This is a genomic window from Pedobacter sp. Bi27 (assembly GCF_918698255.1).
Lineage (GTDB): Bacteria > Bacteroidota > Bacteroidia > Sphingobacteriales > Sphingobacteriaceae > Pedobacter.
Map to the genome: position 1 here is coordinate 1,314,635 of NZ_CAKKMW010000001.1, position 15,574 is coordinate 1,330,208.

8 protein-coding genes and 1 tRNA gene are annotated in these 15,574 nt (G+C 39.2%); 3 read left to right on the forward strand and 6 right to left on the reverse strand.

Annotated elements, in window-relative coordinates; genetic code table 11:
* Nucleotides 1-61: 61 nt before the first annotated feature.
* The 3 genes from LQ227_RS05255 to tsaD form a co-directional block, all read right to left on the reverse strand.
* Nucleotides 62-2,416, reverse strand: coding sequence for a TonB-dependent receptor (locus tag LQ227_RS05255; RefSeq protein WP_230148550.1), 2,355 nt, complete (start codon nucleotides 2,414-2,416; stop codon nucleotides 62-64).
* A gap of 78 nt (nucleotides 2,417-2,494) precedes the next feature.
* Nucleotides 2,495-2,692: a hypothetical protein gene (locus LQ227_RS05260; protein ID WP_108199335.1), complete on the reverse strand. Its 198-nt coding sequence runs from the start codon at nucleotides 2,690-2,692 to the stop codon at nucleotides 2,495-2,497.
* A 252-nt stretch (nucleotides 2,693-2,944) separates the two neighbouring features.
* Nucleotides 2,945-3,946 (reverse strand): tRNA (adenosine(37)-N6)-threonylcarbamoyltransferase complex transferase subunit TsaD, encoded by a 1,002-nt coding sequence (tsaD, locus tag LQ227_RS05265; RefSeq protein ID WP_230148552.1) that lies wholly within the window; start codon nucleotides 3,944-3,946, stop codon nucleotides 2,945-2,947.
* Nucleotides 3,947-4,020: 74 nt separating this feature from the next.
* Here tsaD and LQ227_RS05270 point away from each other — a divergent pair, with 74 nt between their 5' ends.
* A complete protein-coding gene (locus LQ227_RS05270) occupies nucleotides 4,021-8,451 on the forward strand; it encodes a translocation/assembly module TamB domain-containing protein (protein WP_230148554.1) in 4,431 nt (1,476 codons plus the stop codon).
* An 836-nt stretch (nucleotides 8,452-9,287) separates the two neighbouring features.
* Here LQ227_RS05270 and LQ227_RS05275 read toward each other — a convergent pair.
* From LQ227_RS05275 to LQ227_RS05285, 3 genes are all read right to left on the reverse strand, one after another.
* Complete coding sequence (locus LQ227_RS05275) at nucleotides 9,288-10,499, reverse strand: bifunctional 3,4-dihydroxy-2-butanone-4-phosphate synthase/GTP cyclohydrolase II (protein ID WP_131032157.1); 1,212 nt, start codon at nucleotides 10,497-10,499, stop codon at nucleotides 9,288-9,290.
* Nucleotides 10,500-10,638: 139 nt separating this feature from the next.
* The gene (locus LQ227_RS05280) at nucleotides 10,639-12,063 is read right to left on the reverse strand and encodes an LptF/LptG family permease (RefSeq protein WP_256450239.1); all 1,425 of its coding nucleotides are present in this window, start codon (nucleotides 12,061-12,063) and stop codon (nucleotides 10,639-10,641) included.
* A gap of 29 nt (nucleotides 12,064-12,092) precedes the next feature.
* Nucleotides 12,093-12,473, reverse strand: a complete 381-nt coding sequence (locus LQ227_RS05285) for an START-like domain-containing protein (protein ID WP_029278206.1) — start codon at nucleotides 12,471-12,473, stop codon at nucleotides 12,093-12,095.
* A 1,111-nt stretch (nucleotides 12,474-13,584) separates the two neighbouring features.
* Between LQ227_RS05285 and LQ227_RS05290 the strand changes: the two genes are divergently transcribed.
* Together LQ227_RS05290 and LQ227_RS05295 are read left to right on the forward strand one after the other, a co-directional pair.
* Nucleotides 13,585-13,658 (forward strand) — tRNA-Met (locus LQ227_RS05290).
* A gap of 163 nt (nucleotides 13,659-13,821) precedes the next feature.
* Nucleotides 13,822-15,300: an ATP/GTP-binding protein gene (locus tag LQ227_RS05295; RefSeq protein ID WP_230148556.1), complete on the forward strand. Its 1,479-nt coding sequence runs from the start codon at nucleotides 13,822-13,824 to the stop codon at nucleotides 15,298-15,300.
* The last annotated feature ends 274 nt before the right edge of the window (nucleotides 15,301-15,574 follow it).

Below are 15,574 nucleotides of genomic sequence, written 5' to 3' on the forward strand. Positions count from 1 at the left end.
CATAAAAAAAGCGTTCCGATTAAAAAAATCGGAACGCTTTTTTTTGCTCAGAACTCGCAGTTTAATAACTAACCGAAATTCCTAAATTCACAGCAGTACCTCTCCCTTTTGAGTAAAAACCAGGCTGCATAAACCATTGCGCCCTGGCAGGAAAATAATCCTGGTTAAAAATGTTATCAATACCTAAGCTAAGCCTGGTGTTCTTTTTAACCTGGTAAACTCCGGCAAAACTGAATAAATGGTAAGCCTTTACTGCACCTTCGTTTCCATTGTACACCCCATTGCTGTTTTTCTCGAATCTATTGCGCGAATTGATTCCCGTATAATTCAATGTTAAATCTAGCACCTTTAACGGGCTATAGCTTACTGAAGCTGTAACTTTAGGTGCAGAAATGCGGCGGCCGTTTAGGTATAGATCTCCGTCATCATTGAATTTTCCATTTTTATCGATATCACGTTTGCCTTCCGTATAACTGTAACTTGCAGACAAACCCAGTTGATCAAACAAACGGTAATCAGCAGCTAACTCAAAACCATAAATTTTTTCAGGGCTTCTGGCAGTATTAAATAAACCCGTGGCAGGATCGTAAACCACTTCGATACCTAATTTAGAAGTACTGATATATCCTGAAGCAGAAAATGTTAATCCAGCAATCTTACTTTCAAAACCTGCTTCGTAATTATTAACTTTTACAGCATCGGTATTGATCTTATCGATGCTATTCACTTTCGCATCGCGTAAAGCAAGCCCGATATCCATTACCGAAAAGCCCTGAGAGAAACTTACAAAAGGGCTAAAAACATTAAACTGGTTATACCTCAAACCTGCATTAAAAAGATAGGTGCTGTATTTCAAGTTGCCACCTGTTACATCGAAAGAAGGTGTAATGGTGCTATTATTGGCACCTGTAGTTCTTAAAGTGCGGTAATCATCAACTGCTATGTTTACATTTTCGTAACGCAGCCCGATTTTGAATACCAGCTTCCTTAAAATATTAAAATCTGCCTGGGCAAAAGGGGCAATATTGGTCATATCCATGGTTGGCACCCACACCCTGCCATCTACCAGTGGCTGAGCAGTTTTATCCTTCATAAAATCGGCACCATAGGCAACCTTTGCTTTTAAGAAATCAAGATTCAATACTGGCGTTTCCAAAAACAAACGTGCCCCTTTTTTATCATTTTTGGCAAGCGATTGTCCGTCACCTCCATCAAAGCGACCTAAAGAAACATAAAAAACATCTTTACGGGTTTCGTAGTAAACATCTACATTCAAACTCGAATGAAGAAAAGTACTGTCAATCTTGTACGATAGATTTAAATTGTGGTTATAATCAACTCCCGTTGGGATACCAAGCGGTTTTCCTAAAACACCGGTTGCTTTCTGACCAGTTGCCAGATTACCATTTACCAAAGTAAAATTACTGTTCTGCAAACTGCTGTATGTATTATAGGTAAGCTGAATACGTTGATTTTTTGCGGGTATATAACCAAACTTGGCAAAAGCATTATAGCTATCGGTTTCACCTAAACTATAATTAGGCCCTACAACATCGCCCTTTGCATCTTTATATTCTCCGGTCTGCTCATACATACCGCTCACCACATAATCGAACTTTCCAAGTTTGCCATAAAACATTTGGTTAATCCTTCCGCCTTCAGAGTTTTTCACCTTTACCAAGGAGCCGTTTAAATTGATCTGGGTTTTACCGGCAAAGCTTGCCGCGGTATCCGGAACCATGGTAATGTAATTCACCAATCCACCGGCGGCACCGTTTCCGTAAATTGCGGTTGCACCTTTTACTACCTCTATGCGCTCCAATACCGATGGATCGATGGATCTTAGATCCACCTCGGCATTTCTTAACGGCGAAGATTGTGAAACACCATCAATCATCACCAACATAGGCCGGCCTCTTAAATTCTGGCCCACATTATTACCTGTTTGCGCAGTGGGTGCAAAACCAGGTACCTGATTGGCGAGTATAGCACTCAGATCAGGGTTAATAGCAATTTCTTTTTCGAGCTTTTTCTTATTTACAATACTTACCGAAGTAGTAACATTTCTAATCTCCTCTGGTTTTCTGGAAGTAGAAATCACAACGTCATCAAGCGTATTGCTTAATGCTTCTAAGCCAACGTTTATAACGGTATCGCTTTTAACCGATAAAATATGCTGGGTAAACGTTTTGTAACCTACGGCATTAATATCGATTTTAAAAGAAACACCGCTTTTGATGTATAAAGAGTAATAACCTCTGCTATCTGTTTGAACTTTTTGCCCTAACAGGGAAATGGTTACATAAGGGATTTCGCTATTTTTGTCTTTAACATGCCCTTCAACCTTAACGTTCTGTGCGTGCACACAAAGGAGATTAAGCAATAAGACAGCAATGATCAGTATAATTTTTTTCATCTATCTTTAATTTGCGGCAAAGATAGGCAATCAACCTTAAATAGATTAGGTCTAAATAAGATTAGCGGAAATAATCTTTTAATTCTGGCTAAAAATGGCGTTAAAATCTTTGGTTACATATACAATTACCAAAAGTGCGGCAATAACCAAAGCACCTAAAATAATCACTCCCCAGCTTCCCTTTAGTTTGTTTTTGTCATTTCTGATCAACCAATATAAAATACCGATTAGCGGTATGGCACAAACAATCCAAAATATTAACGATGCTCCAGTCATATATATAAATTCAATTTAAACAATTTTCGTTGCCAGTTTTCAATTGGCGGTTTACAGTTTTTTGCCACGGAAGCACAGAAACACGGGGGTACACTGCCTTAACCACCGTAGTAAGATTGCTTCGTTCCTCGCAATGATGAACGAGGGAATTAACCGGTTTTTTCAGTTGCCAGTTTACAGTTAACTACTCCAGACAAATAACTATTGACTACTGAACCAATGACTACTGAACCAATGACCAATGAACCCAAATTAAAACTCCATCCTCGCCATCGGCGAAACATCCTGCCCTACGAAATCCTGTTTCAGGTATTTCTGATAACCTGCTATGGCGATCATCCCTGCATTATCTGTACAGTATTGAAAGGCGGGGATATATACCTTCCAGCCCAGTTCGTCGGCTGTTTGCTGTAATCCATTTCTTAAACCGGAGTTCGCCGAAACACCTCCTGCAATAGCAATTTCATTAATTCCATATTGTTTTGCCGCTTTTTTCAACTTATTCAGCAAAATTTGCACAATGCTATGTTGAACCGAGGCGCAAATATCATCTAAATTTTCGGCAATAAAATTAGGGTTCTCTTTTTCCTGTTTCCTGATAAAATACAGGATAGAAGTTTTAAAGCCGCTAAAGCTAAAATTCAGATCGGCAATTTGCGGTTCGGCAAATTTAAAGGCGAAAGGATTTCCATGCTGTGCATGTTTATCGATCAGCGGCCCACCCGGATAAGGCAAAGCCAGTAATTTAGCAGTTTTATCAAAAGCTTCACCCGCAGCATCATCTAATGTTTCGCCAATTATTTCCATATCAAAGTAATCTTTTACCAGCACAATCTGTGTGTGCCCGCCCGAAACGGTTAAACAGATAAATGGAAAACCTGGCTTGGGATCATCAATAAAGTGCGCTAAGATGTGCGCATGCATATGATTGACAGAAATTAAAGGTATATTTAAAGCTAATGCAAAAGATTTTGCAAAAGAAACACCAACCAGTAACGATCCTAAAAGGCCGGGACCACGTGTAAAAGCGACAGCATTAATGTCCTGTTTTGTAACTTTAGCATTAATTAAAGCTTGTTGTACAGCAGGCACAATATTTTGTTGATGTACCCTTGAAGCTAATTCAGGTATAACACCACCATAATTTTGATGAATTGTTTGGTTTGCAATAACATTGGCAGTAATTTTGCCGTTGTTACAAATAGCAACGGATGTATCATCGCAAGAAGACTCGATAGCAAGTATAACAGACAAATTATTAATATTTAAGCTGCAAAATTATTAAAAAACTATTTAAAATACTCCTTTGGGTAATCGCATCAATAATCTTGCTGCTTGCGCTACTTATTTTTTCTTTACAATTTAAGCCTGTTCAAACTTATTTTGCGCAGAAGGCTGCCGCATATTTATCTAAAGAGCTTAAAACCACCGTATCAATCAAGAGCCTCTACATCAAGCCATTTAAATCTATTGTACTCGAAGATTTATTGGTTTTAGATTTACAAAAAGACACTTTACTAAGCACACCACAATTTATGGTGGATATTAATCAATTGTCCATTGATAAAAAGATCATTGATATCAATACCCTTCAAATTAACAATGGGCAGTTTTTCCTAAAGGATTTCAAAGATAAGTCTTCTAATCTCGATTTCATTATAAACTACTTCGATTCTGGTAAACCTACTGTAAAGAAAAAGAAAAGCAAACCGTACGATATCAATATTGGCCGCATTATTTTAAATAAATTCGCCTTCAGGTATATCAATTACAGGGCAAAAGATACCGTTCAGGGTAAAAGCGTAAACTTCGAAAATGTATCTGTTAAAGAATTGAGCGGAATTTTCGAAGGGCTCGATACTAAAAACCATTTGATTAAAACCAATATCAAAAACCTAACTTTTAAAGAGCGCAGCGGCTTTTACCTTAAAAACTTAACGGCTCAAACCACTATAGACAGTAATGCCATCGAGCTAAAAAATCTATTGCTCGAAACCAACCAGAGCCGTTTAACAAACTACTACCAAATGCGGTTTAAAAGCTATAAAGACTTTAACCACTATGTAGATAATGTTCGGATGAAGGCCATTTTTAAAGATAGCCACATCACTTCCAGAGATATAGCCTTCTTTGCGCCGGAACTGAACACCATGAAACTCGACCTTGATGTTGATGGCCAGATTACGGGTTTAGTGAATAACCTTAAGGCCAAAAAGCTATCGTTAAGAACCGGAAAAGCCACACACATCAAAGGCGATTTTATTTTAAAGGGACTGCCGAAATGGAAAGAAACCTTTATGGACCTCAACATTGAAATGGCGGGAACGAATAAAACTGATCTGGATGAGGTACTGGCCGGCATTACCAACAGCAAAAAGAAAATTGTTCCGGTAATTGTAAACAAATTCGGCAACATTAACTTTAATGGAAGTTTTACCGGTTTCCAGAACGACTTTATTGCTTACGGCGAATTTAAAACCAAACTTGGCCGTATTGTTTCGGATGTGAACATGAAAATCGATAAAAACGATGTTCCTTCGTATACAGGAAACGTAAAAACCTACGATTTTAACCTGGGCAACCTGATTGACGAAAAAAGCCTTGGCCGTATCAGCTCTTCATTGTATGTTAAGGGCCGCGGCACTGCGCTTAAAGATTTGACCGAGAAGATAAACGGCGATGTAACCTATATCGACTTTAACAATTACCGTTACCATAATGTGAAGATAGACGGAACTTTTAACAAAAAGTATTTCGATGGCAAGCTGAGCATTAACGACCGTAATGTTAAACTGGTTTTTGATGGCGGAGTAAACCTGAATCCTAAACTGCCGGTATTTAACTTTAATGCCACTATTTCTAAAGCAAGATTAAAGGCTTTAAAGCTGCTGAAAGATTCGTTGCAGGTTGATGCTAAATTTACCACCAATTTCTCAGGCACCAACCTGAACAATATATCGGGCAAATTATTAATAGAACAAATCAGGCTGCAAAATCCAAAGGGTATCTACAGTGTTGATTCGGTACAGTTAATGGCCAACGGCACCGGTACCAGCCGCGTACTGGATATCCGATCAGACATTTTCGATGCCAGCATTAAAGGTGAGTACGATTTAAATTCTATTGTTTCCTATTACAAAGCCATCGCCAAAACTTATATCCCTTCGTTAAAGGCCGATATTATCAAATACAAGAACCAGATTTTTCAGTTTAACCTGAAGGTTAAAAAGTTCGAACCGCTGGCACAGATCTTTGTCCCAGGCTTAGAATTAGAAGAAGGCGCTACATTAACCGGCGATTTCGATTCGCGCAATAACACGGCGACACTGAACGGTTTTGTAAGGAAACTAAAATACAATGGTATTGTGGTAAACAACATCATCCTCGATGAAAATACCACCACACAGCAGCTTCAACTGATTGTAACTTCCGACCGGGTGCAGATTAACGACAGCCTTTTTATTAAAGATGTAAATATTTCCAACATCCTGCGGAACGACAGTTTGGCTTTCAACGTAAAAATGTCGAACGCCGAAGAGGACAATCAGCTCGATTTAAACGGCCTGGTAGAGTTTACCAAAAACCAGGACACCACGGCAAGGCTAAGCGTATTGCCATCTATCTTAAAAATCAACAACGAAGAGTGGCGCATCCAGGAGAAGGTACGCATCGTGCTCAACAATGGCAAAACCGAGATCAGTAATTTCGATTTAACCAACGGAAAACAGCAGGTTATTATTGACGGATTAATTTCCGAAGACCCTAAAGATTTAATTACTGTTGGCTTTAAAGATTTCAACTTAAAAACCCTGAACCCTTTTACCAAAGGCTTTGGTGTTAAACTGGGTGGAAACCTGAACGGAACAACCGATCTGTACGGCATATTAAAAGCACCGAGGGTAACCGACGATTTAAAGATCGATTCATTAAACTTTAACGATATCTATATTGGTACCTTAACCGATACCTCATCGTACAGCAACGAGAGCAAAAAGATTAACGTATTTACCCGCATCATGGCCGACGATTCGGAGACTTTTAAACTGACCGGAAATCTCGATTTAAAAGAAAAAGAAATCGACCTTGCTGTAAAAATGGATGAGAGCAAGCTCACCATCCTCGAGCCTTTTGTTAAACAACTGGTATCGAATTTAAAAGGGAATATCTCGGCTGATCTAACCGTAAAGGGCAAATTAGAAAAACCAGAAATTAATGGAACCCTATCGCTAGATAAGGGTCAGCTGATGGTAAATTACCTAAAAACCACTTATGTAATTACCGATGAGGTAGAAGTAAACAATAGTGTAATTGAACTCGGCGATTTTGAACTTAAGGATCTGGAAGGTCATGAGGCCACTGCACGCGGCACTGTGGATTTAAACGACATCAATTACCCTACATTGAAAGTAACGGTAAATGCAAACAGTTTAATGGCCTTAAACACTACCGCGAAAGACAATTCGGTATACTATGGCCGTGCTTATGGCACAGGTGTATTTACGTTTACAGGGCCTACCAATAAAATGAAGATTGATATTAAGGCGAAAACTGAAAAAGGGACAATTTTCAACCTTCCTTTAAACAGTTCAGAAACCATATCGGATAAAGACTTCATTAATTTTGTGAGCCGCGATTCGACAGTGCTGGTTAAGAAAAAAACCAACTTTGATGGCCTGACCCTAACCTTCAAATTAACCATCGACCCGAATACCACAGCGAATATATTTACCACCCTGGGTAATTTAAGTGGCAAGGGTAATGCCGAGCTGAACTTAAACATCAACAGTTTCGGCGATTTCGAAATGTCTGGCGATTATATCATCGAGACCGGAAGTTTCGATTTTACTGCACAGGAGGTAATTAACAAGAAATTCGAAATCAGGCAAGGTGGAACCATCCGCTGGACGGGTAACCCTACGGCCGCACAGATTAACTTAAAAGCAGTATATGCTTTGAGAGCGAGTTTGAACGACCTTTACAAAGCAGCCAACCGCGATGCCAGTAGTAATGCCAACCAAAGGGTAAATACCGAGGTTGAGATGGGCTTAACGGGTTTACTCTTAAAACCAGATATTAAACTTGACATTAACTTCCCTGCTCAACCTTCTATCAAAGAGGAACTGCAAACCTATTTCAGCGATCAGAACAACCTGAACCTGCAGGCTTTCAGTTTAATCATCAGAAGAAGTTTTGCCCCTGGAAACGGAGGAGAATCGATCGGAAATCAGCTCAGCTCTACCGCAACCAGTACAGCTACCGAGTTGGTATTTAACCAGTTTAACAATGTACTTTCTTCATTAAACTTAAATTTTGTCGATCTGAATGTGCGCTCGTTGAGCGAGGCCAATGCATCGTTCAAATTCTTTAGCGATCGTTTAATTATCAATGCAGGTATTGTAGATCGGAACAGTGTGAACGATTTTACTGTTATCGACTTCTCTAAAGACAACGTAGGTAGAGAGGTTGAGGCGCTTTTCTTAATTAAAAAAGATGGAAGCTTAACCGTTAAGGCTGCAAATAAACCACCTACGCAACAAAGTATCTTCTTAAACAGCGGGATTAGCTCAACGGCAAACGTAACCTCTTTTGGTTTGGTTTATACCCAGCAGTTTGATACGTTTAAGGAGTTTATCCAGAAAATTTCTGGTGCTTACCGCCGAAATTTAAAGCGGAAACAAAGCCAGGCGCCTGTTAAAACAAATAAATCGATCAATAAAGAAGCAATTATCAATCAGAGTAAAGGGAATCAGAGGAGGTAGAGGTTCATTGGTTCATTAGTCAATAGTTCATTGGTTCAATAGTCATTTGTTCATTGGTCCGTGCGGGGGCGTCATTCCCGCGCAGGCGGGAACCACGCAGTGCTCAGCGAAGCTAATCTTAATGCCTATTGCATTCTAGTCTTTAATTAATCACCAGAACCACACACAACATAGATCCTGAAACAAGTTCAGGATGACGAACGACAGAGGTGAATAATCGATATACGGAACTTAAATGATCTTATATGTCTTACATGGTAAAAAACCTATCGATGGACGCGTACCACAGATCGCATAAATAAGAAATTAACCCGGATTATGGCGGTCGTCATCCGATAGCTATCGGATCCCGCGCAATGACGATTGATCTCGATTGAGATAATGAGAATGGTTTCTCTGCTCCATACTATATGCACCCTGCTATCCGGCCTAGGATATGATGGAAGGAGAAAACGTTAAAGCTTTAGCACCTCCTTTCAACCTACCACAACCCCGAGGTAGCACAAGCCCCCGATTTTTCATCGGGGGCTTGTGCTGACGATCAATAAAGCTTTGACGAATTTATCCGACATCAGATCCAAGCCTTGATTGTTTGTTTCTTTATCATCAAGGATAAAGAAAAAGCCCTTCGGCGGCTAGCCGAGGCAAGCATGTGGAAGGGAGAAAGACGGCTATTTAAAGATCCTTCGCTGCGCTCAGGATGACAAATATATCAAACAAAAAAAGACCAACAATCGAACACCTGCTCAACTGTTGGTCTTTAACTATTTTAGCCATCAAGCTAGGCTAAACGCAGGAATCTCCAAACTCCAAACGCCGCACGCCAAACTTTCAACCTATCCTTTCATAATCGAATGGCCCATTTTATCTCTTTTGGTGGTTAAATAACGTTCGTTATGTACGTTACTTGCAATTTCGATCGGAATGTTTTCTACCACTTCTAAGCCATAACCAATTAAACCTGCTCTTTTGGTTGGGTTATTACTCATTAAACGCATTTTAGTCACCCCTTCCGATCGCAGGATCTGCGCACCTACACCATAATCGCGTTCATCGCCTTTAAAGCCTAATTTAATATTCGCTTCTACGGTATCGAAACCGGCATCCTGTAAGTTATACGAACGTAATTTATTAATCAGCCCGATACCTCTACCCTCCTGGTTCATGTATACGACAATACCTTTACCTTCTTTTTCGATCATTTCCAATGCTTTGTGCAACTGCGGACCGCAATCGCAACGGCACGAACCAAAGATGTCGCCTGTTACACAAGAGCTGTGTACACGTGCTAAAATCGGTTCGTTGGCATTCCATTCGCCTTTAGAAATGGCCAGGTGCGTGGCATTGTTATCCAACTGGGTATAAGCCGTCATTTTAAAATCACCCCAAGCGGTAGGTAAATCGATGCTAACCTCTTGTTTAATCAAACTATCCATGGTTAAACGGTAAGCGATTAAATCTTCGATTGATATAATTTTTAACTGGTGCTGTTCGGCAATTTTAAATAAATCAGGGAGTCTGGCCATTTCGCCATCTTCTTTTAAGATCTCTACCAATAACCCTGCAGGTTTCATGCCGGCCAACCGCGCTAAATCTACCGCAGCTTCTGTATGACCAGCGCGGCGGATTACGCCACCATCTTTTGCAATTAAAGGAAAAATATGTCCTGGTCTGCCCAACTCTTCAGGGTTGGTTTTAGGATTAACCAGGGCCAGCATGGTTTTAGAGCGGTCGCTTGCTGAGATCCCTGTGGTACAGCCGTGTCCAACCAAATCTACGGAAACCGTAAAATTAGTTTCGTAAGCTGCCGTATTTTTACCCACCATCAGGTTTAGGTTTAACTCTTTACAACGTTCTTCTGTTAGTGGCGCACAGATTAAACCACGGCCGTAAGTAGCCATAAAATTGATGATCTCGGGCGTTGCATTTTCGGCTGCCGTTAAAAAATCACCTTCGTTCTCTCTATTCTCATCATCTACAACAATAATCACTTTACCAGCTTTTATATCTGCGATGGCTTCTTCTATTGTGTTTAATTTTGTTTGCATTTTATAAACATTATGGGGCAAATGGCGTGTAAGGCATATTAAAATCAATTTATACCACAACCAATAACCCGTACAAATGTACAACCTTATTGAGCAATATTTGGATTAAAATATCATCTGTAAGTAAAGGAAAAGACGCCTATTTTTCCTTATTTTTAAACAGCTGAAGGAAGAGCTGTTTGTAATAATTTACATCAAACAAGGCCGAATCTACTGTAGCTTTATAGGTTAAAAAGGCCGCCAGTGGCGATAAAACAATTACGGCAATCCACATCCCGAATATCGGGTTTAAGTTGCCTTCGCGTGCTGATTTTTCGGCCACCGTGGTAATAATGTGATACACCAGGAAGAAGCAAATAGCCACCACAACCGGTAAACCCATCCCCCCTTTTCTGATAATCGCACCCAAGGGCGCACCAATAAAAAACAACAGGATACAAGATGCGGCCAGGGTAAATTTACGCTGGTACTCTACTGTGGTAAAAATAATTTCACCGGTTAAATCAGTTTGACGTGGCCCCCAGTTGGGTACATGCTGCATAATATTCGCCACCGTATTGGTTGCATTATCGAGGGCCAGTTTCCGCGATCCGTTCGGGATACTCTTCAATATTACATCATCAATCTCTTTCGGCACGGCTTTTACTTTGGTATAACCCTTGGTAACATTAAACTGCTTAAAGTTGCTGGTGAGGTTGGCAATGGTACGCATTTTCATCGTATCCAATTGTTTGGTCAGCGAGTCGCGCTTTTTTACAATCCCTACCAGGTTTAACATGGGCGTACTGTTTCCAAAAGCATTCGGATCGGTGGTATTTCCATCAAAAGACGACATATCGAAACGCGGTGAGGTTTCTTTAAAACGGTTCCGCGTAAAAATCTGCCGTGGGTTATACATGCCGTTTTTCGAAGCCTGCTCTTCATACTGCACACCATTTTTAAGGTAAAGCACCAAAAACTTACCATCGGCTGTTTTATTCATCTTACCCTCTCTGGCCAGAATTACTTTCGGAATCCCGTTATTTTCACGGTGATCGTAGATCATGATATTGTGTAGCGTACCGTCTTCCTCTTTCGAATCGACACGGATGGCATAACCTGGAATGGCATTGTTAAAAACGCCTGGTTTTATTAAAAATGAAAGTTTTTTGTTCCTGATATCGTACAGTAGCGAGCCAAATTTGAGGTTGGCTTTGGGCAGCATATAGTTGGCGAAAAAGAAGGAGGCTATGGTGAGCATCAAAATCACCACAAACAAGGGGCGCATGGCTTTCTGTAAGGAAATCCCTGCCGATTTAATGGCCACCAGTTCATAATTTTCGCCCAGTGTACCAAAAGTCATGATGGATGAAAGCAATACCGATAGCGGCAGCGCCATAGATACGTTGGCAGCCGAAGCATAATACATCAGCTCCAGAATGGTATACCATTCGAAACCTTTTCCAATTAAATCATCAATCCATTTAAACAGAAAAAACATCAATAGAATAAACATCATAACAAAAAATGTTGCTATGAATGGCTTCACAAATGCTTTTATTAATAGAAGATGTATTTTTTTCACCCTACAAAGGTAAACAATACGAAGGTAATTTATGCACCCAAAACACTAATCAGATAATCGATCTGGTTATCCCAGATTAATTTTTTCTCTGCAAGAAGCTCATCGGTCGTAAAATCAGTAATCGAAAGGGCAACATCATTGGTTAGTTCGTCCTGTACAATTTCCATCTCAAAATAACATTGAGGTTCATCATCCAGCCACTTAAATTTAACAAGCTTATTTTCTTTAATGGAAACCAGTTTTGCTTTTTGCTGCTCATCATCCCAGGTAAAAGTATATACCTGATCGCGAAAATTCACATCGTCCGCAAACCATTGCGATAAGCCGTTTGGCTCACTAATAAAACTATACAATATTCTTGGTGACGATCTAACTTCGTACTCTAGTGTAAATTTTTTCTTTTCTGCCATGTTAGTACACTACCAGGATAATTTCCGGACTATTTTTTAATATTATTTTTCTAAAGAAAGGTAATTTATTCTATATCTGCAACAATATAATTTTTATTGGTTCCAGGTGCAGGTTCAGTTGTTCATTTGCTCTTGGTTCATTAGTTCATTGGTCATTAGTTCATTGGTCATTGGTTCATTTGTTAATGGTCATTCCCCTCGTTAATCATAACAAAAGGCTATTTTGATGACGAACGCAGGACGGGTAGTTGATTAATCGAATCTAATTTCTGCTCAACATCCGCAATACTAACTAATAAAGAAAGTCCAATGCCTGTATGCATTATAGGATTAAGAAAAAGATGCTACGTAGCTGACCACTTTATGGGAAATAAAGAATATTACTAAATCTGCTATAAAAAGCTGGCGTAAAGGTCTTTCACCATATAAGCAATTTTAGTCCATTTAAGTCTTCGATTGAACTTATACGAACCTTATATTTCCTATATGGTTAAGAAAGGCGGGTAATTGTTGGAATTATTTCAGTATAGGATAGGCAAAATTTGTTTACCGTTCTCTACCCCCTTGTTTACCTTTCTCAACCTATTCTTTACCCTTTGTTTACCACTTGTTTACCCTTTCTGTACACCAAGTTAACCCCAGGGTTACCCCACAGTTACCTTTTCTTTACCCTGGCGTTACCTAATTTATTACCTAAAAGGTAAACGATTCTCGAATATCAGCTATAGAAAAAGTTACCTTAGAGATGGCTTGGTAGCACCAGAGGGTAATCAAATCTTTGAAACCATTAATTTTATGAGCACAAATGGCCCAGCTGAAATACCTTTCGCACATACCCTAAGCAATAGACTTGATCATATGCTAAGAATACGGCTAATTCTGCGGTATCCACCGAAATACTGCGCTTTGTGTGTTATTTTTTTCTAAAAACAGCCTTCCTTAATGCCTAAAATGAGCATCACAGTCTCCTAAAAACAATCAAATTTACTGAGCAATAAGGCTTTATAGTATTTTTCACATTTCTTTTTAATAGAATGTATATTTATTCTATATTTGCAACTCTTAAAAATAACCACATCAATATTTACATTGTTTAGTAAATATTAAGCCCGGCGGGGTAGCTCAGATGGTTAGAGCGCAGGATTCATAACCCTGAGGTCGGCAGTTCGATCCTGCTCCCCGCTACTGATTAAAAGCTCATCGAAAGATGGGCTTTTTTTGTTTGAATATCTTTATATTATTTGGTTTCAGCGAGATGTTATAACCAGATTAGAGAATAATTATACCGAAATAAAGCATTTTTTTAAAGTAAATTAAAACTTTCACCCCTCTTATATCTTTAACGTTTATGGCAACCAGGCAACAAAAATTGGATAGTATAGAATTCAGCAAGTTAAAAAGTTTGACTAATCTCAATATCTCATTCATACCACATCCCGTAACCGGCATTTTTGGTGTTAACGGTAGTGGAAAATCGAGTATAATACATGCATTGCTTGCCATCTATAAGCCGGGCGATCAAGATCCGGGAAGGAGGAATTTCAAATTCAGTACTTTCTTTACTCCTACTACACACACGAACTGGATAGGCAGTAATTTTAGAATTATTCACAGTTACAGACAAGATGCAACTCTAGTACCAAATAACTCAAGAATTTACTCTAAGACAACTGATCGATGGAATCCGCGTTATACCAATAGGCCAGAGCGCGACGTCTATTTTATCGGATTGGATTCTTGCGTTCCCGCAATTGAACTGGAAAGAAGAGAAGCATTGATCAATCTAACTACAGCAGCTCTGAATGATGCAATTTCAATGGAGATCCGCACACAGGCAGGCTATATTCTGAGTAGAAACTATGCCGAATATAACCAACATGCAAACGCAAATAAAAGATACATTGGCCTAAAACACAACAATATTTCCTATTCATCACTGAGTATGGGAGCGGGAGAACAGCGAGTTTTCAAGATATTAGAAACGGTTTTTAGAGCACCTGCTTATTCGATGGTCATTATTGACGAAATTGATCTTACATTACATACAGATGCACTTAATAGGTTGATTGATGTACTCAACACCCGTGCAAATAATAAAAATTTACAAATTATTTTTACCAGCCACCGCGAAGAGCTTACTAAAAGAGAAGATATCAATATTCGCCATATTTTCCAGACAGGTACAAATACTTTATGTTTCAATGCTACTAACCCAGATTGTATTTCAAGATTAACTGGAGTTCAGCAGAGGCCGATTGAAATTTTCGTAGAGGATGATATGGCGGAAGCCATAACAAGAAAAGTTGCTGAGGAGCTAGGTATTGTTAGGCATTGTTCAATTAAAAGGTTTGGAGCGGCCATAAATGCATTCCCGCTTGCAATGGGTATGAATTTAAAGGAAACAGAAAATATGGATAACATCTCTATTTTTTTAGATGGGGATGTATATGTAACGGATGCAGAAAAAGAGGCAAGGATGGCTGCAATATACTCGGGCACAGAGGCTGATGCTGTCGCAAAAAGAATTGCAGCCTTAAGCTGTGTGAGGCAATTTGCCTTACCTAATGGACAGTCGCCAGAAGCTTTTATCAATAATGCTATAAGAGAAATAGATGATAATTCAGAAATTGTTAATGCAGCATTAGGAATTAATGCCCCCCTTAATAAGCATGATTATGTTTCTAAAATTGTTGAAGTATTAGGATACCCCAAACCACTTGGCCTATCCAATGTCGTTAATAAACTTTCAACTAGCCCGTATTGGGCTGCTTATTCATTACCAATACGGCAATGGCTTCAGCAAAGAATTAGTGTCCTGCACCTTTAAAAGTGAAATCTATATAAATTTCATAGATTGGCTGCCATTCCTGCTCCCCGCTACTGATTAAAAGCTCATCGAAAGATGGGCTTTTTTTGTTTGGAACGAGTATCACTTCGTCTTAGCGAGACGCTAACAATGCTATTAAGTTAAGGGTTTTTGGATTTTGAGATAGTTTTTTTTAGTATATTTATATACAATCAAAAAAGATACATGAGTTTAATTTCCAGCAATATTTCCAAGGAGAAACATATCGTTTCTCCTAAAAAAAACATGTGATTTT